We start from the raw sequence: 19,332 nt of genomic DNA on the forward strand, positions 1-19,332 counted from the left end.
TGACGTGACTGCAGTTTCCTCCGCACCCGGATCCGCGCCGTCCCGCTCGAACCTCCACCGGATCACCGGTCGGACCGCGTCGCGCCTGTTGCGCCTGCCACCGCGCACCACGGACTTCTCGGTGACCCGGGTGGCGGTGCCGATGCGCGACGGGGTCGAGCTGATCGCCGACCACTACGCCCCGGCGACGGCCGATCCGGCCGGCACCCTGCTGGTGCGCTGCCCGTACGGCCGACGTTTCCCGATCGCCGCGCTCTACGCGGGCGTCTACGCGGCGCGGGGCTATCACGTGGTGTTTCAAAGCGTGCGTGGCACCTTCGGCTCCGGCGGTGAGTTCGACCCGATGGTCAACGAGATCGCCGACGGCGCCGACACCGCGCAGTGGCTGCGCGACCAGCCGTGGTTCACCGGCAGCTTCGCCACCATCGGGCTGTCGTATCTGGGCTTCACCCAGTGGGCGCTGCTGACCGACCCCCCGCCGGAGATGACGGCCGCCGTCGTCATCGTCGGCCCGCACGACGTCAGCGGACCGCGGTGGGGCACCGGCTCGTTCGCGCTCGACGACTTTCTGGGCTGGAGCCACCTGGTGGCCAACCAGGAAGACCGCAACCGGGCCCGCGCGCTTCTGCGCCAACTGCGCGCCCGACGCGCACTGGCCCGCGCGACCAGCGGGTTGCCCGCCGGCGAGTCCGGGCGCGCGCTGCTCGGCGCGGGCGCGCCGTGGTGGGAGTCGTGGCTGGACCATCCGCAGGCCGACGACCCGTTCTGGACCTCGCTCAACCTCGGTCGGGCGTTGGACCGCACCGAGATCCCGGTGCTGCTGATCGGCGGCTGGCAGGACGTGTTTCTCGAGCAGACGCTCGTCCAGTACCAGCGCCTGCACGAGCGCGACGTGGCGGTCGGACTGACCGTGGGGCCGTGGACGCACACCCACCTCATGACGAAGGCCGTGCCAACCGTCATCCGCGAATCCCTGGACTGGCTCGGCACGCACCTCGGCGGCCGCGCCGGCGCCCGCCGTCAGCCGGTGCGCGTCTTCGTCAACGGCAGCGACTGGATCGACCTGCCGCACTGGCCGCCCACGATGCCCGAGCAGGTCCGCTATCTACAGCCCGGCGGCCGACTCGGCGATGCGGTACCACCCGACACGGCGGCGCCGTCGACGTTCACCTACCACCCGGCCCACCCGACACCGACCGTGGGCGGGCGGGTGCTGTCACCGGCGGGCGGCTACCGCAAGGACGACAGTTTGGCGCAGCGACCCGACGTGCTGTGCTTCACCGGCGACGCGCTGCCCACCGACCTGTACGTGGCCGGATCGCCGGTCGTGGAACTGGCGCATTCGTGCGACAACCCGCACAACGACCTGTTCGTGCGGCTCAGCGAGGTCGACGCCAAGGGCCGGTCCCGCAACGTCAGCGACGGCTATGTCGCCAGCGCAGCCGATTCGGGGACGGTCCGGGTCGAACTGGACGGTGTCGCACACCGGTTCCGGGCCGGATCGCGGATCCGGGTGCTGGTGGCGGGCGGATCCCATCCGCGGTTCGCCCGCAATCTGGGTACCGGTGAACCGTTGGGCACCGGACGTCGGCTGGTGCCGGCCACCCACACCGTGCACCTGGGCGACGGCGCGTCCCGGCTGTTGCTGCCCGCGGACCAGCGTCCCCCGTCAGCCGACTGAGCGACGCACCCGGTCGGCGATCTCACCCAAGGTGGTGTCGTCGTGCACCGACCGCCCCCATCCGGGGTCGACCGGCAACTGCACCCAACTGGCGCAGCCGGCGTAGTCGGGTGTGCGGACCAGCCGCAGCGGCTCACGCAGCGGTGTGGCCTGCACGACCAGCACGGTGAGTCGATGCTTCGGCCGGAAGTCCAGCCGATCCCGGCGCACCGAATCGGCGGTCCAGATATGCAGTGGCGCAATCGATTCCAGCTCATCTGGCCGGTTCACCTCGACGGCCGCGACAATGCGGGCGCCGGCGCGGATCACCACGGCGTCCTCGGTGCTGTCTTGCGCCGAGGGGTTCAGCAGATCGCGGTGTTCGGGACGCACCCGCTCGGCGTGGCTGTGAGCGACGGTCGGGAACAACAGGAAGCGCTGCGCCGCGACGGCGAACCGCTTCTCGTGGATGCCGCCCTTGCGCAGCAGGACCGTCTGCCTGCCGTCGAGCAGCGCGCGCACCGCCGCGCCCCACTCCTTGAGCGCGGGCCGGGTCAGCGTCGCGGTCATGCCAGATTCAGCCGGGCGCGCACCTCGGGCCGACGCAGCGGCGGCACCGTCTTGGGCGGCTGCCGGCGCTCGGGAAGACGGCCCAACAGCCGGGTCGTCGTCGCGGTCACCTCGGCGACCGCGGCCTCGAACGCCTCGACGTTGGCGGCCGACGGCCGGGTGATGCCGCTGACCTTGCGGACGTACTGGCGTGCGGCCGCCTCGATCTCCTCGCCGGTCGCCGCCGGTTCCAGTCCCCGCAGCTCCGTGATATTTCGGCACATGCCTCCACGATAGGTTGATCGACATGGCCGGCACAGAATCCGCAGACATCCTGCTCGTCGACACCCGGGACCGGGTGCGCACTCTGACGCTGAACCGCCCGCAGGCGCGCAACGCGCTGTCGGCGGCGCTGCGCAACCGCTTCTTCGCCGCACTGCGCGAGGCCGAGGCCGACGCCGGCGTCGACGTCGTCATCGTCACCGGCGCCGATCCGGTGTTCTGCGCCGGGTTGGACCTCAAGGAACTGGGCGACTCCACCGAACTGCCCGACATCTCGCCGAAGTGGCCGCCGATGGTCAAGCCGGTGATCGGGGCGATCAACGGCGCCGCGGTGACCGGCGGGCTCGAGCTCGCGCTGTACTGCGACATCCTGATCGCCTCCGAGCACGCCCGCTTCGCCGATACGCATGCCCGCGTCGGCCTGCTGCCCACCTGGGGGCTCTCGGTGCGGCTGCCGCAGAAGGTCGGCGTCGGGCTGGCCCGCCGGATGAGCCTGACCGGCGACTACCTCTCGGCGACCGATGCGCTGCGGGCCGGGCTGGTCACCGAGGTGGTGGCGCACGAGCGGCTGCTCGCAGCGGCGGGTGAGGTGGCCGCGTCGATCGTCGGCAACAACCAGATGGCGGTGCGGGCACTGCTGGCGTCGTATCACCGCATCGACGAGGCGCAGACCAACGAGGGCCTGTGGATCGAGGCGGCCTCGGCCCGGCATTGGATGAGCACCGCGACCGGCGACGACATCGCCGCCAGCCGCGCCGCGGTCTTCGAACGGGGCCGCGCGCAGGTCCGGTAGGTTTCTGGTCCCTTCTGGCGCGAGCGTGCATGTCAGAGGGCGACACGCCGTCGAGGTTTCCGAGGTTGCGCACGCTCGTAGGCTGACGGCGTGAACGAAGCACACCAGCGGTGCGGCAGCGACGAGTGGCGCCAGATCATCCGCGAGACCATCCTCCCGTGGGCGCTGGGCCAGACCGACCTCGGCGACGACGTGCTCGAAGTCGGGCCCGGCTACGGGGCCACCACAGACGTGCTGAGCGAAACGGTCCCCCGGCTCACCTCGGTCGAGATCGACGACGAGCTCGCGGCGATGCTGACGGATCGCTACGCCGGCCGGTCCTCGGTGCAGATCGTGCGCGGTGACGCCACTGCGTTGGGGTTCGAAGCGAATCGGTTCACCGGCGCGGCGTGCTTCACCATGCTCCATCACGTCGCGACCGCCGACCTCCAGGACCGGGTGTTCGCCGAGATCGCCCGGGTGCTGCGGCCGGGTGCCGCGCTGGTCGCCAGCGACAGCCTGGCCAGTGACGAGTTGAAGGCCCACCACGACGGCGACACCTACAACCCCGTCGACCCCGCGTCGCTGCCCGCGCGGCTGGCCGCGGCCGGTTTCGACGACGTCGAGGTGCGCACCAACCCCTTCGGTTGGGCCGCGATCGCCCGGGCGGCGAAATAGTTCGCAGAAAAGTGTGCGAGTAGCCCGTGGCGGGCGCTCCTACAGCTAACCGCGACCCAACCGGGGTCGCAGCGCACAGCTAGGAACCGCCATGAGCACCACGTATGACACCGAACCCCAGACCGCCACCGTCGCGGCCGCATGGGCGTCGAGCGCGCTCGGTCAACCTGATGACGAGCGCCGCCTGGGCTTCGCCGAGCCGACCCAGCCTGTCGGCGTACCCGACGTCGAGGCCCGGCGGCCGGTCGCCAGGCACGCCCTGATCGCGTTGGCGCTGGCCGGCGGCATCGGGGCGGGCGCGGCGCTGGGCCTGTTCTTCGTCGACCTCACCCCGGGTCAGCAGACCGTGGCCCCCGGCATCGTCTCCACGCCGTCGCAGACCGTCGCCGTCACCCCCGACGGCGGTCGCCCGCCGCAGGCGCCGCCGGTCGCACCGGCACCGGCGAACGGGCCGAGCAGCGCCGGTGTCGGCACCCCGCTCGCGCCGACCGGGGAGCCTGTCGCGGTCGCAGTCCCCACCGAAGCCCCTACGGCGCAGGCCCCCGCGCCGGCCGAGCCACCCGCTCCGCAGGATCAAGCGCCGGCGGACCCGGGCGTAGAACCGGAGGCCCCGCCGGAGCCGGAGCCGCCGCTGCCGCCGTTACCGCCGCACCCGACGCCCGACGATCTGGGTTTCGACCCGGGCGATCCGGGGCCGGAACCCCCTCCGCCGCCAGTGCAGGGGCCGGGCGATATCGCAGTGCCGAAACCGCAGCCGCCCAAACCGCAGCCGCCGAAACCGGATCTGGACATCTCGGCCGGACTCGGCTCGTAGCATCCGCCTCACGGGCCATGAGGAGCCACGTCATGACCGCCGCACCGAACTGGGACGTCACGGGCCGCGCCGACAGCGATGCGGAGTTGGCCCGTGCGTCCGCAGCCGGCGACAAGCGCGCGTTCGCGGCCGTCTACGACCGCTACGCCGACCGGTTGCACGACTTCTGCGTCGGCATGCTTGCCGACCGTGACGGTGCCGCGGACTGTGTGCAGGACGTGTTCTGTATCGCGGCAACCGAACTGCCCCGACTCCGCGACCCCGACAAGCTGCGGCCGTGGCTGTACTCGATCGCCCGCAACGAGGCGCTGCGCCGAATCCGGCAGCGCCGCAGGGAGACCCCGTCCGAAGAGTTGCCCGACACCGCATCCGGCGACCCCGGTCCCGACACGCTCGCCGCGCGCCTGGAGCTGGCCGAACTGATCTCCGATGCGGCCGGCGGGCTGTCCGACCGGGACCGGGCGGTGTTGGAGTTGGCGTTCCGGCACGGCCTGGGCGGACCCGAGCTCGCCGAGGCGCTGGGGGTCACCCCGACCAACGCCAACACCCTCGTGCACCGGCTACGCGACACCATCGAGCGGTCGCTCGGCGCGCTGCTGGTATCCCGCCGTGCCCGCCGCAGCGGTGGCTGCCCCGAACTGGCGGCGATCCTCGCCGGCTGGGACGGTCAGATGAATGTGCTTATGCGCAAACGCATTTCACGGCACATTGACTCCTGCCTCGACTGTGAGGAGCAGCGCCGACGGCTGGTCAGCCCGGTTGCGCTGCTCGGCGCGGCTCCGGTGTTCCTGCCGGCGCCGGCGTGGCTGCGCGAACAGACGCTGAGCGAGATCCAACTGACCTCGTCGGCCACGCCGATGCCCCGGCAACCGGCCGACGGCGCCGGCCTCGGTGTCGGTCTCGGTCTCGGTCTCGGAGCCGGTGTCGACCGCCCCACCCGCAGCTCGGCGCTGCCGGTGATCGCGTTCGTCACCGCGCTCATCGCCGCGCTGGGCGCCACCCTGGCCTGGACGACGATGCAGCAGCCGGGCATTCCGTTGCCGATCGAGGTGAGCCAGACGGCGCCGGCGGCAACGCCGACCTCGTCAGGCCTCGTGCCGCCAGCACCGTCACCAGCGCCGCCGCCCGCCGGCGCCGCGCCGGTGAGGTCTGCCGAACCCGTTCCGCCAATCCGACCGAGCACCGCTGCGCCGGCCACGCCCGCCGCGCCCCACCCCGCGGCCGAACCACCGTCACCGGAACCGCCGCCGCCGCCACCGCCGGCGCCACCGGTCCCGCAGTGGCCGGAGCTGCCGGCATGGCCGGAACTGCCACGGTGGCCGCAACTGCCGCCGTGGCCCGGCGGCACCGGTCCCGACCCCGGCGGCCCGGGACCCACACCGGGCAGTCAGTTCACCGGACCGTCAGACTTCGGCAGTCTGCCGCCCGATTCGAGCGTGCCGCAGTGACCGCGATAGGTGCCGCAAACAGTTCGGCCTTGCGGTGTGTCATCGCCAGCTGCTCCAATATCAGAAACCGCTGGCGGGAGTCACTATGACCGCGGTACCTGACTGGGATGTCGCCGAACCGCGCGCGTCCGACGCGGAGCTGGTGCGCGGCTCGCTGGCCGGGGACCGAGCCGCCTTCGCTGACATCTACGACCGCTACGCCGATCGACTGTACGACTTCTGCGTGGGAATGCTGCGCGACCGCGACGGCGCCGCCGATTGCGTCCAGGACACGTTCTGCATCGCCGCGACCCGGCTGCACCAACTGCGTGAGCCGGACAGGCTGCGCCCGTGGCTGTATTCGGTTGCCCGGCATGAGGCGCTTCGACGGCTCCGCGACCGGCGCCGCGAGACACCGTCAGACGCGCTGCCCGAGCTGGAGTCTGCCGACGAGGCGCCGGACGCGCTGTCAGCGCGCACCGAGCTCGCCGACCTCGTCGCCGACGTCGCCGGCGGATTGTCCGACCGCGACCAGGCGGTGCTCGACCTGGCGTTCCGCCACGGACTGAACGGCCCGGACCTCGCCGAGGCTCTCGGGGTCAGCCACAGCAACGCCAACACGATGGTGCAGCGGCTCAAGCGGACCATCGAACGCTCGCTCGGCGCATTGTTGGTGTCGCGGCGGGCGCACCACCGCGAAGACGCGTGCGCGCAGCTGCGCGAGATCCTCGCGGGCTGGGACGGGACTTTCACGATCCTGTTGCGCAAACGCGTCACACGGCACATCGAATCGTGCGACGTGTGCGAGCAGGAACGCAAAGGGCTGGTGAGTCCCGCGGCGCTGCTCGGCGCGCCGATCTTCATTCCGGCGCCGGCCGAGCTCCGCGAACGCACACTCGGCGAGGTTCAACTCACCAGCCACGGCAGCGCGATGGCCGATACCCCGGGCCCGGGAAAGGGCCCCGAAAAGCGCCGGCCCAGCAGGGCTTTGGTGGCGGCGTTGTTGATCTCGCTGCTGGGCGTCTCCGGGGCTCTGCTCCTCGGCTCGCTGCTTGGCGAACCGGTGGAGCTCGCGCCGGTCGAGGTCGGCGACACCGAACCGGGCCCGACCGGCCCGCCGGCCGCACCGGTCGGCCCGCCGCCTGCCGCGCCGCCGTCGCAGCCCGGGACGCCGCGCAACGCCCCGCCGCCGTCCGGCGCGCCGCCGCAGCAGACCCCGCCGCCCGCGTCCCAGACGCCGCCGGCTCTGCCCGCCCCCGTCGATACCGAACCGGCGCCCGAGGAACCGGTGCCGGACGCACCCGCCGAGGAACCCCCGATGTCGTTCACCCCGTCGGTGGTGGCACCTCCCCCGCCCGGTCCCGACGTCGGAGGCGACGAGGGCGGCGATTCTCGGCGGCGCCGGTAGCCGCCACTAGCCCGTACCGGGCACCAGCCAGCGTCCGGAGAACGCGCGCCAGCCGACGAAGGCCAGCCGCAACACCATGAACGTGGAGAGCCCCGACCAGATGCCCAACAGACCCCAGCCGAATGCCAACGACATCCAGATCAGCGGCAGGAACCCGGTCATGGCGCTGATCAATGTCGCGTTGCGCATGAACTTCGCGTCGCCGGCACCCAGCAGCACCCCGTCGAGCGCGAAAACCACGCCCGCGACCGGTAATTGGGCCACCATGAACCACCAGGGCACCCCGATCGCGTCGAGCACCGAGCGGTCGTCGGTGAACGCGTTGGGCACCACCGAGGAACCGACAGCCAGCGTCGCGGCCAGCACCGACGCCGCCACCGTCGAGAAGATGGTCACCCGCCACGCCACCGACTTGGCGTGCGAGAGCTGACCGGCCCCCAGCGCCGCGCCCACCAGTGACTGCGCGGCGATCGCCAGCGAATCCAGCACCAGCGCAAGGAAATTCCACAGCTGCAGCACCACCTGATGGGCGGCCACCGACGCCGCGCCGAACCGGGCCGCCACCGCACCGGCGGACACGAAGCACGCCTGGAACGCCATCGTGCGCAGCACCAGATCGCGACCCATCACCACCTGCGCACGCAACACCGCGGGCTGCACACCCACCGGCACCCGCTCGACGACCAGCGCGCGCAGGAACAACAGCCCGGCGATCCACTGCCCCACCAGGTTCGCCACCGCCGACCCGGCCAGTTCGAGCCGGGGCATGCCGAGCCAGCCGTACACCAGCAGCGGGCACAACACCGCCGACACCGCGAAGCCCGTGACGACATAGCGCAGTGGACGCATGGTGTCCTGCACACCACGCATCCATCCGTTGCCGGCCGCGGACACCAGGATCGCGGGCACCCCGCAGATCGCGACGCGCACCCACGGCAGCGCCTCGTCGGCGATCGCCCCGCCCTCGGAGTCGCCGGCCAGCACCGAGACCAGCGGCACCGCGGCGACCTGCACCGCCGCCACAATCAGCGCGCCGAGCCCCAACGCCAGCCAGGTGGCCTGCACCCCTTCCTGCACCGCGGCCGGTCGGTCGCCGACTCCGTAGAAGCGCGCCGAGCGCGCGGTCGTCCCGTAGGACAAAAACGTCATCTGGGAACTGAGCGTGACCAGCACCAACCCGCCGATCGCCAGACCCGCCAGCGCCAACGCGCCCAGCCTGCCGACCACGGCGATGTCGTAGAGCAGATAGAGCGGTTCGGCCGCCAGCACCCCCAGCGCGGGCACCGCCAGCGCGGCGATGCGCCTGCCGGTCGCAGGTGTCAGCGCGGGGTTGGCGTCGGATTCGGCCAAGGTTCGTGGTGGTGCTCGTCAGCCCAGGGCACCGTGCAGAGCCCGGATCACGTCGTCGATCTGCCCGGTCGCCGAGTAACCGGCGGCATGGGGGTGCCCACCGCCGCCGAACGCGCTGGCGACCGGGGTGAGGTTGTAGGACTTGGCGCGCATCGACACCGACCAGTGCATCGGCTCGATCTCCTTGAACACCGCGGCCACCTCGGCCTGCTGGGTGGTGCGCACGATGTCGACGATGCTCTCGACTTCCTCCGGGCGCGCCTTGGCCCATTCCTGGTGTCCCACCACGGCATACACCAGGCCGCGGCCGCCGGCGGCGTCCGGGGACAGCTGGGCCGAGGCCAGCACCCGCGAGAGCATCGGCAGCCATGCGAACGGGTGGGTGTCGAGCAGCGTGCGGCTGACCGCCGCGTTGTCGACGCCGAGATCGACCAGCCGGGCGGCCAGCCGATGCGCCCTGGGGGTGGCCCAGCGGAACGAGCCGGTGTCGGTGGTCAACCCGGCATACAGGCAGTGCGCGACGTCGGTGTCGATGGGCTGATCCCACGCGTCGAGAAGCTCGGCGACCAGCATGGTGGTGGAGTCCGCCGAGGCGTCGACGTAGTTGGCGGTGCCGAACAGCTGGTTGGACGCGTGGTGGTCGATCACCAACACCTCACGCCCGGTCTCGGCCAGCTCGCTCAACGCCCCGAGCCGGTTGACGCTGGGGATGTCGACGGTGACCACCAGGTCGGCCCCGCGGCGCATCGCGGCGGGGTCGACGAGCAGATGCCCGCCGGGCAGCGACTGCAGCGACTCGGGAAGTTCGGCGGGCGTGGCGAACCCGACCTGCACGCTCTTGCCCACCCGGTCGAGCACCAGCGCCAACGCCAGGCCGGCGCCGATCGTGTCGGCGTCGGGATAGACGTGGCAGACCACGTCGACGGTGGCCGCCGCGGACAGCAGCTCCGCGGCCCGACGCGCGTCGATCAGCTCCCCTACCTCGGGAGTGTCAGCCGCGCTGTCGATCGCCGTCACCGCTGTCCTCGGAGTCGTCCGGCCCCCCGGAAAATGCGTCGTCCTCCACCCCGGATACACGGTACGGGTCTTCGTCGCCGGCGTGTTTGGCGCCCTGGCGAACTCTGGCCAAATCCTCATCCGCGGCACGGGCGCGGGCGAGCAGCTCCTCCATCCGGACCGCGGCGTCGGGCACGGTGTCGCGCTCGAACGCCAGGGTCGGAGTGAAGCGAACGCCGAGGCTGGCGCCTACCTTGGAGCGCAGCACCCCCTTGGCCTTCTCCAGCGCGGCCGCCGCGCCCGCGTAGTCGGGCTCGTCGTCGAGCGTCGGGCCCATCACCGTGTAGAACAGCGTCGCGTCGTGCAGGTCGGCGGTCACCTTCGCGTCGGTGATGGTCACACCGGCCAGCCGCGGATCCTTGATCTCGTACTCGATCGCCGACGCGACGAGGGTCGAGATGCGCTTGGCCAGCCGGCGTGCCCGTGCCGGATCAGCCACGACACTCCTCACCCGAGCACTGGCCGGCCATCAGGTGCGCTCTTTCTCGACCAACTCGTACGTGTCGATGATGTCGCCCTCTTTGATGTCGGAGTACGTCAGCGTCAGACCGCATTCGAAGCCCTCACGGACCTCGGTGACGTCGTCCTTCTCCCGGCGCAGCGAGGACACGGTGAGGTTGTCGGCCACGACGACGTTGTCGCGCAGCAGCCTCGCCTTGGCGTTGCGCCGCACGACTCCGGAGGTGACCATGCAGCCCGCGATGTTGCCGACCTTCGACGACCGGAAGATGGCGCGGATCTCGGCGCGGCCGAGGTCCTTCTCCTCGTAGATCGGCTTGAGCATGCCCTTGAGCGCGCTCTCGATCTCGTCGATGGCCTGGTAGATCACCGTGTAGTAACGGATCTCCACACCTTCGCGGTTGGCCAACTCGGTCGCCTTGCCCTCGGCGCGGACGTTGAACCCGATGATGATCGCGTCCGACGCCGAGGCCAGGTTGACGTTCGTCTCGGTGACACCGCCGACGCCGCGGTCGATGACGCGCAGTTCGACCTCGTCGTCGACCTGGATGCCCAGCAGGGCCTCCTCCAGCGCCTCGACGGTGCCCGCGTTGTCGCCCTTGAGGATCAGGTTCAGCTGGCTGGTTTCCTTCAGCGCCGAATCCAGGTCTTCCAGGCTGATGCGCTTGCGGCTGCGGGCGGCCAGCGCGTTGCGCTTGCGCGCATTGCGCCGGTCGGCGATCTGCCGGGCGATGCGGTCCTCGTCGACGACCAGCAGGTTGTCACCGGCACCCGGAACCGACGTGAAGCCCAGCACCTGCACCGGACGCGACGGCAGCGCCTCTTCGACGTCCTCGCCGTGCTCGTCGACCATGCGCCGAACCCGGCCGTAGGCGTCGCCCGCGACGATCGAGTCGCCGACGCGCAGCGTCCCGCGCTGCACCAGCACGGTGGCCACCGGGCCGCGCCCGCGGTCCAGGTGTGCCTCGATCGCCACACCCTGGGCCTCCATGTCGGGGTTGGCCCGCAGGTCCAGCGCGGCGTCGGCGGTCAGCACGACGGCCTCCAACAACGCGTCGATGTTGGTGCCCTGCTTGGCGGAGATGTCGACGAACATCGAGTCGCCGCCGAATTCCTCTGGCACCAAACCGTATTCGGTCAACTGGCCGCGGATCTTGGCGGGATCGGCACCCTCCTTGTCGATCTTGTTGACCGCGACGACGATCGGCACGTCGGCGGCCTGCGCGTGGTTGATCGCCTCGACCGTCTGCGGCATCACACCGTCGTCGGCGGCCACCACCAGGATCGCGATGTCGGTGGCCTTCGCGCCGCGGGCACGCATGGCGGTGAACGCCTCGTGACCTGGGGTGTCGATGAAGGTGATCGGGCGCTTCTCGCCGTCGAGTTCGACCTCTACCTGGTAGGCGCCGATGTGCTGGGTGATGCCGCCGGCCTCGCCCTCGCCGACGTTGGCCTTGCGGATGCTGTCGAGCAGTCGCGTCTTGCCGTGGTCGACGTGGCCCATGACGGTGACGACCGGCGGGCGCACCTGCAGGTCCTCTTCGCCGCCCTCGTCCTCGCCGTAGGTCAGGTCGAACGATTCGAGCAGTTCGCGGTCCTCGTCCTCGGGGGAGACGACCTGAACCTTGTAGTTCATCTCGCTGCCCAGCAGTTCGAGGGTGTCGTCACCGACGGACTGGGTGGCGGTCACCATCTCACCGAGGTTGAACAGCGCCTGCACCAGCGCGGCCGGGTTGGCGTCGATCTTCTCGGCGAAGTCGCTCAGCGACGCGCCGCGGGCCAGCCGAATGGTTTCGCCGTTGCCGTGCGGTAGCCGCACACCGCCGACGACCGGCGCCTGCATCGAGTCGTATTCCTGGCGCTTCTGCCGCTTCGACTTGCGACCTCGCTTCGGTGCGCCACCGGGACGGCCGAACGCGCCTGCCGCGCCACCGCGCTGGCCGGGACGGCCACCGCCGCCGGGACGGCCGCGATAGCCGCCGCCCGCCGGGGCGCCACCGCCGCGATAGCCGCCACCGCCACCACCGGCACCGGGACGGCCACCGCCACCGGGGCCGGGACGACCGCCGGGGCCGGGCCGGGGCCCACCGGTACGGCCACCGGGGCCCGGACGGGGTCCGGCGGGCCGGGGCGGCATGTTGTTCGGCGACATGCCGGGGCGCGGCGTACCGGGCCGAGGCATCCCCGGGCGGGGCGCCTGCGGACGCGGAATGGGCCGGTCAACCGGCTGCTGCGTGGAGAACGGGTTGTTGCCCACGCGCGGGGTGCGCGCAGCGGGCCGCGGTGCGCCCGGCGTCGGGCCCGGTCGCGGACCCGGGGTGGGTCCCGGACGGGCCGGGGGCGCGGACGCCGGAGGAGCCGCAGCGGCCGGCGGCGCGGCCGGGGCGGCCGGCTTGGGCGCCTCCGCGGGCGACTGTGGGGCGGCCGGGCCGGGCTTGGCGGGTGCGTCGACCGCCCCGTTGGCCTCGACCTTTGCCGTCTCCTGGGCCGCCTTGTCCTGGGCCGCCTTCTCCTTGGCGGCCTTCTCCTGAGCTGCCTTTTCCTTGGCCGCCTTCTCCTGCGCGGCCTTCTCCTTGGCGGCCTTCCCGCCGCCGAAGGATTCACGCAGCCGACGTGCGACGGGTGGCTCCACCGTCGATGACGCGGACTTGACGAATTCGCCCTGTTCGCTCAGCCGGGCGAGAACTTCCTTGCTGGTAACACCGAGTTCCTTCGCCAACTCGTGTACGCGAGCCTTACCTGCCACTACTTCTCCATCTCTAGAGGCGTCAGCGGTGGTAGGCGCTGCGCCTCGGGTTAGCTATGACGCATGGTCATCGGGACTTCACGGTGTGCTCATGTTCTTCGCTGCCTGTTCTGTTGCCGGGTGGTCGAACGCTACCGAACATATGTACTCGACCACCACGGTGGTGTCCGGTGAACCGGTGATTCGCAACGCTCGTGCGAACGCCCGCCGCCGGATGGCTGCCTCCAGACACTGCCGATCGGGATGCAGCCACGCACCCCTCCCCGGCAGCCTTCTCGCTGTGTCAACGGTCACGGCCCTTTCGCCGTTCCCAGGCCCATCACCGTTGTCGACAGCGACCACTCGAAGCAGTTCGACGGCCAGCCCTCGTTTTCGGCAGCCGATGCATGTCCGAACCGGTCCGACCTGGGGGTCGGTGGCGGGTCGGGGCACGGCAACCGAATTCTCGCGCTGGAACACAGCTGAGTCTACCGCCCCCGTCACCCCGGAAAGAACCGGCTCTGCCTGCGGCTCCGCGCTCACCCGGTCAGTGGTCGGGCACCGCCCCCTGGGCGGCGTCGGGATCGGACTCGGGCCCGGTCGCCGGCGCGGCGTCGCTGCGGATGTCGATTCGCCAACCGGTGAGCCGGGCGGCCAGCCGGGCGTTCTGGCCCTCCTTGCCGATGGCCAGTGACAGCTGGAAGTCCGGCACGACGACCCGCGCGGCCCGGGCGGCCTCGTCGATCACGCTCACCGACACCACCTTGGCCGGTGACAACGCGTTGGCCACGAATTTCGCCGGGTCCGGGTCGTAGTCGATGATGTCGATCTTCTCGCCGGACAACTCACTCATCACATTGCGGACCCGCTGCCCCATCGGCCCGATGCACGCGCCCTTGGCGTTGAGCCCAGGCACCCGCGAGGCCACCGCGATCTTCGAGCGGTGTCCGGCCTCGCGCGCGACCGCGACGATCTCCACGGACCCGTCGGCGATCTCGGGAACCTCCAACGAGAACAGCTTGCGCACCAGGTTGGGGTGGGTGCGCGACAGCGTGATCATCGGTTCGCGCGCACCGCGGGTGACTCCGACGACGTAGCAGCGCACCCGATCACCGTGCTCATAGCGCTCGCCGGGCACCTGCTCGGCGGCAGGGATGACGCCCTCGGACCCCTTGGTCTCGCTGCCCACCCGCACCACGACGAGCCCGCGTGCGTTGGCGCGCGCGTCACGCTGGATGACGCCTGCCACGATGTCGCCCTCACGCGCGGAGAACTCGCCGTAGTTCTTCTCGTTCTCCGCGTCGCGCAGCCGCTGCAGGATCACCTGACGTGCGGTGGTCGCCGCGATCCGGCCGAAACCCTCTGGGGTGTCGTCCCATTCGGAGATGACGTTGCCGTCTTCGTCGGTCTCGCGGGCGAGCACCTGCACCGCACCGGTCTTGCGGTCGATCTCGATGCGCGCGTCGGCCTCGTGGCCCTCGGTGTGGCGGTAGGCGGTGAGAAGCGCGGATTTGATGGTCTCGACGACGACATCGACCGAGATGCCCTTGTCGGCCTCGATGGCGTGTAACGCCGCCATGTCAATGTTCACCGCGGAGCCTCCTTCCCAGGCTGGCCGGCCAGCTCCAACTCACGCTCATTTGGAGGTGAAAACTCTACCTGGACAACGGCTTTAGTAATACTTTCCATCGGCAGTTCGCGCACGGAGAACTTGGCCTGGCGGCCCTCGCGCACCACCAGGCGCACGACGCGTTCGTCGCTTTCGCCCAGTCGGCCGGTGAGCAGTGTGCCGTCGGCGAGCGTGACCTCGACCTTGCGCCCGCGCGCTCGGCGGTAGTGCTTCACCGCGGTCAGCGGTCGATCCACTCCGCGCGAGGTGACCTCGAGCACGTACGGCGCCGCCTTGTCGTCGACACGGTCGAGCAGTTCGGCGGCCGTGCGCGACAGCGCGGCCAATGAGTCCAAATCGAGGCCCTCGTCGGCGTCGACCACCACCGCGATCCTGGGGGGACGCGCCCCCGCGTTCACGACGACTTCCTCGATTTCGTAGCCGGCGCGGCCGAACTCGCCCTCGAGCAGCTCGATCACCTGCTTCTGCGACGGTAATCCCGCAGACCGCTCCGTCACCACGAGCTCCTCGTCTTGAGTTGTCTCCGACACCGGTTCGGCGTACCGCTCGACAAGCACTGGAACCGAGTACCCACGATACGCCAGCGCGCCAGTGGTGAGCGGTAAACGCATGGTGCGGGCACCCGCCCGCGACGATGGCAAGATGTTGCACGTGCCGAGCCCCTCACTGACCGTCAGCAGGCGGCAGGTGCTGGTCGGAGCGGCGACGCTGGCGCTGCTCGGCGCGGCCGCACCCGCCTGCTCGTCACCGCCGTCACCGGAGGTCGACGAACTTCACGCCCAGCTGCAGCGCGCCCGCGCCGACAGCCAACTGGCCACCGACGCCGCTGCGGGGGCCCGCGGGCCGATGGCCGCGGCGCTCACCGCGGTGGCGTCGGAGCGGTCCGCGCACGCCCAGGCGCTGTCGGACGAACTGGTCCGCATGCGCGGTGACGACGCACCGACTGCCTCGGCGACGTCCACCACCGCCGCCGAAGCCGCCGGACCGCCGACCGTCGAGGACGTGATCGGGGCGCTGCGCCGCTCGGCGGAGAGCGCGGCCGAGCTGGCGGCCACGCAGTCGGGCTACCGGGCCGGGCTGCTGGGGTCGATCGCGGCGGCCTGCACCGCGGCGCACACCGTCGCATTGGTCCTGCCGAAGAGGCCGCGATGACCTCTGCCGAACCCACCACCCCGTCGCGGCCCGCCGCCGCGGGCGACGCCGCGTGGTATGACGCGCTGGCGACCGAACACGCCACCATCTACGGCTACGGCATCGTGTCGGCGCATTCCACGCCCGAGCGCAACCCGCTGGTGGCGTCGTCGATGACCGAGCATCGCAAGCGGCGTGAGGCGGCGCTGGCGATCCTGGAGTCCCGGTCGGTCGATGCGCCGCTGCCCGCCGCGGGCTACCGGTTGCCGATGACCGTCGACACCCCGACCGACGCGGACAAGCTGGCGCTGCGGATGGAGGAGGACGCCGCGGTGGCCTGGCGCGCCGTCATCGAGCAGACCGACAACGCGCAGGACCGCGCGTTCGCGGTGACGGCGCTGACCGAGTGCGCGGTCCGGGCGGCCCGCTGGAGGCGGGTACTGGGTGTCTCGCCGGTGACGGTCGCCTTTCCCGGCGGCACTGAGTGATTCCGGGGTTCGCGCTCAGACCGGGACGCCGTAACGGTCGATGTAGGCGCCGAAGCGCTCACGGATATCACCCGCGGACAGCCCGTAGTCCTCGAGTCGGTAGCCGTGCGCGCCGAACCGGCCGCGGGGGTTCGCGTCGACGTAGCCGCGCAGCGCGGCGCGCGCGGAGGCGGTGAGCGACCGCCCGCACGACGCATAGATGCGCGCGACGGTGTCCACCGGATCGGCGGTCAGGTCGGCATATTGCACGTCGATGACCGCGCGGTCGGGGTTGGCCCGACGGAACGCCTCGATCCGGTCGATGGACACCTCCAACATCGAGGTCCAGTGCTCGGCGATGTAGGCGGTGTGGTCGGCATCGCTGAACGTGCCGGTCAGCGTCGAGATCAGGCTGCACGCCGAGGCGCACAGCACCGCCGGATCGCGGTGCAGCACCACCACATTGACGTCGGGGTAGACGGTGGTCAGCGCCTCCAGCGCGATCGCGTGGTGGGGGCTCTTGAGCGTCCAGCGCCCGCGGGCGCCGTTGCTCTGCAGCACCTGCAGCACCATGCGGTGGTACTCGTAGGCGGAGCGATGGTCGGCGCCCAACAGCCAGTGGCTGTATCCGGGCACGTTGGCGATCGCCTCCCACGTCAGGCTCTTGAAGTCCTGGCTGAGCAGAGTCAGGCACTCCGTCGGCCCGGCCGCGTCCTCGTGGTGGACCACCTTGATCTTGGGGTTGAGCGATTCGAGCATGTCGACGGCCGCCGCGGCCTCGGCGACCCGCGGACCGGATCGCAGCGTCTCGCGCGAGGGCGGCGGGACACTGTCGGCGGCCTCCCAGCGCAGCAGCGACCGGTTGGCGCGGTCCTGGTCGAGCAGTTCGCTGACGAACGTGGTGCCGGCCCGGAACAGCCCGACGACCACCAGCGGCGCCTCGATCTTCTCGGTCGCGACCTCCGGGTGTCGACGGACCCAGTCGATTACCTTCAGGCGGTTGACCAGACCGCCGATCATGTTCTGCCGCAACGCCATCGCGCCGAGGTCGTTGAGGCGGGCTTCGGCGTCGGCCGAGGCGCACAGCACGCTCAAGCCCTCGCGGAACCCGGCGGGCCCGAAATCGTCGGATCCCGCGAGTTCGACTGCGCTGGTGATGATGTCGTCGACGTCGAAGATCGTCACGGCCGGGCCTGTCGGCGCTCGATTGTGACGACGGTGCGCCCGGTGGTGGCGCGCTGTTCGTGATCCCGCAGGGCGTCGGCCACCTCGGGCAACGTCACGCGACGCCCGATCACCGGGCGGATCGCACCGCTGGCCACCAGGTCGAGCAGCGCCCGGTGCACCTTTCGGCCGACCTCGGCGGGGAAGAAGTTGAGCCCGAATCTTCGGAAGTCCACAGGCATCTCGCCGTAGGCCAGGATCACTCCCAGCACCGAGATGTTGCCCATCGCCGCCCTGCGCAGCGGCCGCCCGGTCATGCCCGACTGCGGGTCGTCGTTGAAGCCGATCGGCAGATAGCGGCCCTCCCGGGCCATACACGTCCAGATGACCTCGGTGCGCTCGCCGCCCACCACGTCGAACGCAACATCGGCGCCGTGGCCGTCGGTGTGGGCGATCACCGCGTCGAAGAGGTCGGCGGCGGTGTGGTCGATGCCCGTCGCGCCCAGATCCGCACACAACCGCACCTTGTCCGGTCCGCCGGCGACCGCGAGTACGTCGGCGCCCGCCGCGACACCGAGTTGGATCGCGGCGGTGCCCACCGCACTGGCCCCGCCGACCACGAGCAACCGCTCCCCCGCCGACAGTCGTGCGCGCCGGTACAACCCGAGATAGCTCACGTGGAACGGCAAGGTGAACGCGGCGGCCTCGGCGTCGTCGAATTCCGGCGGCGCGTCGAACACCGACGCCACCGGGGCGATCGCGAATTCGGCGATGCCACCCAGCGACTGACTGGTCATCGCGACCACCCTGCAGCCCAGCCAGTCAGTGGCGCCGTCCCCGGCGCGGTCCACCACACCGCACACGTCCATACCGATGGTGAACGGCGGGTCCCCGGTGACGCTGGCGACGGTGCCGCGACACCGGGCGATGTCGCCGAAGTTCAGCGACGCGGCCGAGACCGCCACGCGCACCTCGCCGGGCCCCACATCAGGATCTGGAACATCCTGTACGGCAAGCACTTCCGTGGGTTCACCGTGACGGACGACTTGAACCGCCTTCACCGCAGACCTCCCGATCGCACCGGACCGGGCTCACGGTAGTAAGTAGGGGTGCTTATGTCAACGGGGCCGGTGCGGCCATCGCGGCCGTAGTCATGGCTACGAGGTTCTGCACGAACGGCTCGTACCCCAACTGCGGCCTGCCGCGGCGCCCGCGCCGTTCCAGCAGCCGGGCCCGGTCGGCGATGGCGCGCAGGATGAACATCACCACCAGGGCGAAGCGCTCGATGCGCAACGCGTCGGTGAGGAACGGCGTTCGGACCGTGAGCAATTCGTAGACGTCGTTGCCACCCGTCCGGTCCAGCACCGCCCGCAGTTGGTCGCTGTAGGATTCGCGGTCCTCGCCGGTCAGCTCGGCGATGATCAGCAGGCAGCACCGGCCCCGCCACCCGCTGTCCGCCAACTCCGCCGCCGGCCGCACGAAAGCCTCGAGCACGGGCGCGAGTTCGTCGTCGGGGGTGCGCAACGCCACGTCGAGCAGATCGCGCTCGCGGCGCGCCAGGAAGTCCGCGTGGCGGTCGATGACCGCGCACAGGATCCCGTCGCGCGAGCCGAAGTGGTAGCGCAGCGCCGCCCGGTTACGTTGTCCGGCCTGCCGGGTGATGTCGATCAGCGACGCGTTGAACACCCCGTCCCTCGCGAAGGCCCGCGCTGCGCAGTCGAGCAGCTTCTCCCTGGTCTTCGACGCGTCCGACGGCACCG

Annotated in this window: 20 protein-coding genes; 8 read left to right on the top strand and 12 right to left on the bottom strand. The window is 71.1% G+C overall.

Annotated features, from left to right (window positions below):
• Positions 1 to 4 precede the first annotated feature (4 nt).
• A complete protein-coding gene (locus ABQE89_RS12615; RefSeq protein WP_448416921.1) occupies positions 5 to 1,681 on the top strand; it encodes a CocE/NonD family hydrolase in 1,677 nt (558 codons plus the stop codon).
• On the opposite strand, the gene ABQE89_RS12620 is transcribed toward ABQE89_RS12615, so the two are convergent.
• Together ABQE89_RS12620 and ABQE89_RS12625 are read right to left on the bottom strand one after the other, a co-directional pair.
• Complete coding sequence (locus tag ABQE89_RS12620; RefSeq protein WP_448416923.1) at positions 1,670 to 2,230, bottom strand: DUF1802 family protein; 561 nt, start codon at positions 2,228 to 2,230, stop codon at positions 1,670 to 1,672. The two genes, ABQE89_RS12615 and ABQE89_RS12620, sit on opposite strands and share 12 nt — an antisense overlap.
• A complete protein-coding gene (locus ABQE89_RS12625; protein WP_448416925.1) occupies positions 2,227 to 2,493 on the bottom strand; it encodes a DUF2277 domain-containing protein in 267 nt (88 codons plus the stop codon). Before ABQE89_RS12625 ends, ABQE89_RS12620 begins: the two co-directional genes overlap by 4 nt.
• A 23-nt stretch (positions 2,494 to 2,516) precedes the next feature.
• Between ABQE89_RS12625 and ABQE89_RS12630 the strand changes: the two genes are divergently transcribed.
• From ABQE89_RS12630 to ABQE89_RS12650, 5 genes are all read left to right on the top strand, one after another.
• Positions 2,517 to 3,284, top strand: coding sequence for an enoyl-CoA hydratase (locus ABQE89_RS12630; protein ID WP_448416927.1), 768 nt, complete (start codon positions 2,517 to 2,519; stop codon positions 3,282 to 3,284).
• Between the two features lie 90 nt (positions 3,285 to 3,374).
• Positions 3,375 to 3,941, top strand: a complete 567-nt coding sequence (locus ABQE89_RS12635; protein ID WP_448416929.1) for a class I SAM-dependent methyltransferase — start codon at positions 3,375 to 3,377, stop codon at positions 3,939 to 3,941.
• A 91-nt stretch (positions 3,942 to 4,032) separates the two neighbouring features.
• On the top strand, positions 4,033 to 4,755 hold the full coding sequence (locus tag ABQE89_RS12640; RefSeq protein WP_448416931.1) for a hypothetical protein: 723 nt from the start codon (positions 4,033 to 4,035) through the stop codon (positions 4,753 to 4,755).
• A 32-nt stretch (positions 4,756 to 4,787) separates the two neighbouring features.
• The gene (locus ABQE89_RS12645) at positions 4,788 to 6,203 is read left to right on the top strand and encodes an RNA polymerase sigma factor (protein WP_448416933.1); all 1,416 of its coding nucleotides are present in this window, start codon (positions 4,788 to 4,790) and stop codon (positions 6,201 to 6,203) included.
• Between the two features lie 85 nt (positions 6,204 to 6,288).
• A complete protein-coding gene (locus tag ABQE89_RS12650; RefSeq protein WP_448416935.1) occupies positions 6,289 to 7,590 on the top strand; it encodes an RNA polymerase sigma factor in 1,302 nt (433 codons plus the stop codon).
• 6 nt (positions 7,591 to 7,596) lie between these two features.
• Here the strand turns inward: ABQE89_RS12650 and ABQE89_RS12655 are convergent, their stop codons facing one another.
• From ABQE89_RS12655 to rimP, 7 genes are all read right to left on the bottom strand, one after another.
• Positions 7,597 to 8,940, bottom strand: coding sequence for an MATE family efflux transporter (locus ABQE89_RS12655; protein ID WP_448416937.1), 1,344 nt, complete (start codon positions 8,938 to 8,940; stop codon positions 7,597 to 7,599).
• 18 nt (positions 8,941 to 8,958) lie between these two features.
• Complete coding sequence (locus tag ABQE89_RS12660) at positions 8,959 to 9,957, bottom strand: DHH family phosphoesterase (RefSeq protein ID WP_448416939.1); 999 nt, start codon at positions 9,955 to 9,957, stop codon at positions 8,959 to 8,961.
• Entirely contained in the window at positions 9,932 to 10,435 is a 504-nt protein-coding gene (gene rbfA, locus ABQE89_RS12665; protein ID WP_448416941.1) for a 30S ribosome-binding factor RbfA, read from the bottom strand. The genes ABQE89_RS12660 and rbfA overlap by 26 nt, the downstream gene beginning before the upstream one ends.
• Positions 10,436 to 10,465: 30 nt before the next feature.
• Positions 10,466 to 13,201, bottom strand: a complete 2,736-nt coding sequence (gene infB / locus ABQE89_RS12670; RefSeq protein ID WP_448416943.1) for a translation initiation factor IF-2 — start codon at positions 13,199 to 13,201, stop codon at positions 10,466 to 10,468.
• A gap of 78 nt (positions 13,202 to 13,279) precedes the next feature.
• Positions 13,280 to 13,660: a YlxR family protein gene (locus tag ABQE89_RS12675; RefSeq protein WP_448417196.1), complete on the bottom strand. Its 381-nt coding sequence runs from the start codon at positions 13,658 to 13,660 to the stop codon at positions 13,280 to 13,282.
• A 67-nt stretch (positions 13,661 to 13,727) separates the two neighbouring features.
• Positions 13,728 to 14,771: a transcription termination factor NusA gene (gene nusA, locus ABQE89_RS12680; protein WP_448416945.1), complete on the bottom strand. Its 1,044-nt coding sequence runs from the start codon at positions 14,769 to 14,771 to the stop codon at positions 13,728 to 13,730.
• A complete protein-coding gene (gene rimP / locus ABQE89_RS12685) occupies positions 14,768 to 15,307 on the bottom strand; it encodes a ribosome maturation factor RimP (RefSeq protein ID WP_448416947.1) in 540 nt (179 codons plus the stop codon). The genes nusA and rimP overlap by 4 nt, the downstream gene beginning before the upstream one ends.
• Before the next feature lie 145 nt (positions 15,308 to 15,452).
• Between rimP and ABQE89_RS12690 the strand changes: the two genes are divergently transcribed.
• Entirely contained in the window at positions 15,453 to 15,962 is a 510-nt protein-coding gene (locus ABQE89_RS12690; RefSeq protein WP_448417198.1) for a hypothetical protein, read from the top strand.
• A complete protein-coding gene (locus tag ABQE89_RS12695; protein WP_448416949.1) occupies positions 15,959 to 16,429 on the top strand; it encodes a ferritin-like domain-containing protein in 471 nt (156 codons plus the stop codon). The genes ABQE89_RS12690 and ABQE89_RS12695 overlap by 4 nt, the downstream gene beginning before the upstream one ends.
• A gap of 15 nt (positions 16,430 to 16,444) precedes the next feature.
• Here the strand turns inward: ABQE89_RS12695 and ABQE89_RS12700 are convergent, their stop codons facing one another.
• From ABQE89_RS12700 to ABQE89_RS12710, 3 genes are all read right to left on the bottom strand, one after another.
• A complete protein-coding gene (locus tag ABQE89_RS12700) occupies positions 16,445 to 17,593 on the bottom strand; it encodes a sulfotransferase family protein (RefSeq protein ID WP_448416952.1) in 1,149 nt (382 codons plus the stop codon).
• On the bottom strand, positions 17,590 to 18,591 hold the full coding sequence (locus tag ABQE89_RS12705; RefSeq protein ID WP_448416954.1) for a zinc-binding dehydrogenase: 1,002 nt from the start codon (positions 18,589 to 18,591) through the stop codon (positions 17,590 to 17,592). Before ABQE89_RS12705 ends, ABQE89_RS12700 begins: the two co-directional genes overlap by 4 nt.
• Positions 18,592 to 18,685: 94 nt before the next feature.
• Positions 18,686 to 19,330 (bottom strand): TetR/AcrR family transcriptional regulator, encoded by a 645-nt coding sequence (locus tag ABQE89_RS12710; RefSeq protein ID WP_448416956.1) that lies wholly within the window; start codon positions 19,328 to 19,330, stop codon positions 18,686 to 18,688.
• Positions 19,331 to 19,332 lie beyond the last annotated feature (2 nt).

Source organism: Mycolicibacterium sp. XJ1819, assembly GCF_053483675.1.

Excerpts from the sequence above, each read along its gene's own strand:
- ABQE89_RS12620 (WP_448416923.1), bottom strand. The coding sequence starts at position 2,230 with ATGACCGCGACGCTGACCCGGCCCGCGCTCAAGGAGTGGGGCGCGGCG.
- ABQE89_RS12625 (WP_448416925.1), bottom strand. The coding sequence starts at position 2,493 with ATGTGCCGAAATATCACGGAGCTGCGGGGACTGGAACCGGCGGCGACC.
- ABQE89_RS12630 (WP_448416927.1), top strand. The coding sequence starts at position 2,517 with ATGGCCGGCACAGAATCCGCAGACATCCTGCTCGTCGACACCCGGGAC.
- ABQE89_RS12640 (WP_448416931.1), top strand. The coding sequence starts at position 4,033 with ATGAGCACCACGTATGACACCGAACCCCAGACCGCCACCGTCGCGGCC.
- ABQE89_RS12645 (WP_448416933.1), top strand. The coding sequence starts at position 4,788 with ATGACCGCCGCACCGAACTGGGACGTCACGGGCCGCGCCGACAGCGAT.
- ABQE89_RS12650 (WP_448416935.1), top strand. The coding sequence starts at position 6,289 with ATGACCGCGGTACCTGACTGGGATGTCGCCGAACCGCGCGCGTCCGAC.
- ABQE89_RS12690 (WP_448417198.1), top strand. The coding sequence starts at position 15,453 with ATGTTGCACGTGCCGAGCCCCTCACTGACCGTCAGCAGGCGGCAGGTG.
- ABQE89_RS12695 (WP_448416949.1), top strand. The coding sequence starts at position 15,959 with ATGACCTCTGCCGAACCCACCACCCCGTCGCGGCCCGCCGCCGCGGGC.